The 2,884-nt window shown below is 52.3% G+C and carries 2 protein-coding genes; both read left to right on the forward strand.

Annotated features, from left to right (window positions below; translation table 11 throughout):
- The first annotated feature begins 249 nt into the window (after positions 1 to 249).
- On the forward strand, positions 250 to 1,467 hold the full coding sequence (repA, locus tag ABJF76_RS04560; RefSeq protein ID WP_413818789.1) for a plasmid partitioning protein RepA: 1,218 nt from the start codon (positions 250 to 252) through the stop codon (positions 1,465 to 1,467).
- A gap of 72 nt (positions 1,468 to 1,539) precedes the next feature.
- Positions 1,540 to 2,535, forward strand: coding sequence for a plasmid partitioning protein RepB (gene repB, locus ABJF76_RS04565; RefSeq protein ID WP_413818788.1), 996 nt, complete (start codon positions 1,540 to 1,542; stop codon positions 2,533 to 2,535).
- Positions 2,536 to 2,884 lie beyond the last annotated feature (349 nt).

Raw genomic sequence — 2,884 nt, forward strand, 5'->3', positions numbered from 1 at the left:
ATCAGATGTTTAAGCCAAAGACTCTTTTCGAAGGCGTTCCAATTCAGCCAAACTCGCACAACCACAGGTGCCAGATTTAGTGGAATCTGCAGTGCATTCCACTGTCGGTAGCGCCCCAAACAAGCCTGTCTTGTCAGCCAAGCCCTCTGAGTCCACGATAAAAAATCGTTGTGGATAAGACATTTCCACGCTAAGTCACAGTTTAACGAGATAAATCGCGCAAAAAGCGATATTAGGCGAGGCGGCAGTATGGAATCTACACCATTCCAAGGCGACAAAGGGAATATACCCTTCGATGAAATCATCCTCCAGCAGGGAGAGCTGATTTCTGACCGCCTCAATATATTGCGTCAGCAGCAATATCCACCCAATGCTCAAAAGGGATTGCGCCAGTTTTCCTTGGCGGAAGTCGCTTATTTCCTTGGCGTGACGCAATCAACCATCAAAAAGCTACATCTCGAGGGCAAAGGCCCGGCCCCTGAGACTTCTTCGTCTGGACGCCGCTCCTATTCTGCTGAGCAAATGTTGGAGTTGCGCGCCTATCTTGATGCCCATGGGCGCCCAGGCAAACGTCGTTACCTTCCGGGACGGTCTGAGGGTGACGAGCTTCATGTTATATCGGTCGTCAATTTCAAAGGTGGCTCAGGTAAAACAACCACTGCCGCGCACCTTGCTCAGCATCTGGCGCTCAAAGGTCACCGCGTATTGGCAATTGATCTCGATCCGCAAGCGTCGCTTACCGCTCTGCATGGCATTCAGCCTGAGTTAGACTCTGTTTCGTCCCTTTACGAGACATTGCGATACGATGATGAGCGCCGTCCGATCAGCACGGTCATTCAGCCAACCAATTTTCCGAACCTCGATATCGTGCCTGCCAGCCTTGATCTTCAAGAATACGAGTATGACACGCCCGTAGCGCTCACGAGCCGCGACCCGACTGAAGGTCGAGCTTTCTTCACACGCATTTCGAAAGCGCTCGAGGAAGTTGATGACCGCTATGATGTTGTAGTGATCGACTGCCCTCCCCAGCTGGGATATCTAACTCTAACAGCTTTAACAGCGTCTACTTCTGTGCTCGTGACCGTGCATCCTCAGATGTTGGATGTGATGTCCATGAGCCAGTTTCTCCTCATGCTCGGCGGCATCCTTCAGACGATCCGCGAAGCGGGTGCCGAGATGAAACTGAAGTGGTTCCGTTATCTCGTCACACGTTTTGAGCCGACGGACGGGCCCCAGAAGCAGATGGTCGGTTTTCTGCAGGCTATGTTCCCAGATCAGATGCTCGGGGCTCAGATGGTGAAGTCCACTGCAATCTCTGACGCAGGGATCACAAAGCAGACTCTTTATGAAGTTGAACGCGCGCAGTTTGTGCGCTCGACCTATGACCGCGCAATCACGTCTTTGAACGCCGTAAATGACGAAATCGTTGACCTTGTACATCAAGCCTGGGCGCGCGACCTGCCATGATTTTGACAGCCGTGCAGATTAGTTTTGACAGCCGTGCACACGGCCGGGCTTGCAAGCATTTGGGAGAGCAACATGGCTAGAAAAGACCTGTTGAAATCTGTGATGGGTGACACCACTCAAAGTACGCCTGGGTCGGAACGCTCTAGCTACGCAATGCGCGGTGCATCCAAATCGATGAAAGTATCCATCGATAGTCTTGCCGAGAATTCGAAGCGATTGCTCGAAGGCGAAACCATTGTAGAGATCGATACCGATCTCATTGATGCGTCTTTCGTTAATGATCGACTGAGTGGTGATGACGATGCCTTTGATGAGCTGAAGAGTTCGATTGCGGCAAGTGGTCAGGATACGCCTGTTCTGCTGCGCCCTCATCCGGAAGCGTCTGGTCGTTACATGATTGTCTTTGGTCATCGCCGTGTCCGCGTTGCGCGTGCGCTGGATCGTCCAGTCCGTGCCGTCGTCAAAGAAATGGACGATGTCGCGCATGTTCTCGCGCAAGGTCAGGAGAATACAGCACGTGCTGACCTTTCCTTCATTGAAAAAGCCTTGTTTGCCAAAAACCTTCGCGGCCTTGATCAAGACAAAGATATTATCCAACAAGCGCTGACAATTGATGGAACGCTACTTTCGCGTATGCTCTCGGTCGCGAGCACCGTCCCAGAGCACTTGATCGAAGCGATTGGACCGGCCAAACAGATCGGCCGTGATCGCTGGGAAGACTTCAAGAAGCTGATGGCAGAAAAAGCCAATCTCAAGGTCGCGGATCGGGTCTTGGCGACAGATGGCTTTGGTCAGCTTGATAGCGACACGAAGTTTGAGATTTTACATAGCAAGGTGGCCGAAGCGGGCAGGGTGCCCAAACGGCGGAGCCCCAAGGCAACGCCAGCAAAACGCACCTGGACGGCTGGTGAGGGCCGTATCAAGGGCGTAGTTGGTCGCACAGGTCGCGCCTACAACATCTCGCTGACATCTAAGGATTCCGCTGGGTTTGGGGAGTTTCTCTCAGAGAACCTCGATCAGCTCTATGCGGATTATCTCGCTCAATCTGGGGAGACATCGGCACCATAACCTGAGGCAAAATAAAAGCCCCCAAGCCAAAGCGGCCCGAGAGCTTATCTGATTGATTAGACACCTACTGGATACCGCTCCCGCGAATCACTGTCGACGAAAGAACGTCGATTAGGCGAATGGGATTTTTTCATCTCCACAAACCCGGAGGTGAAATACAGGCATAACACAGAGCGGTTGGCGCAAGCCGACTCCGGAACTTCTACAAGCCCAACGATTTGCAGAAGTCGGCGAAAAGTTAACTATACCCAAGACACGGGCGATCGTTGCAACGAAGAAAGTTGCTGCGGTCATTAGCTTAAAATCCCGAGACCTGCTTCTTCTGAATACCTTTGGGGCGGTGACACAG

It is taken from the genome of Tateyamaria sp. (assembly GCF_039940735.1).
GTDB lineage: Bacteria > Pseudomonadota > Alphaproteobacteria > Rhodobacterales > Rhodobacteraceae > Tateyamaria.

What these genes read in the sequence shown, in the direction of transcription:
- repB (WP_413818788.1), top strand. Translation starts at nt 1,540, where the DNA reads ATGGCTAGAAAAGACCTGTTGAAATCTGTGATGGGTGACACCACTCAA.
- repA (WP_413818789.1), top strand. Translation starts at nt 250, where the DNA reads ATGGAATCTACACCATTCCAAGGCGACAAAGGGAATATACCCTTCGAT.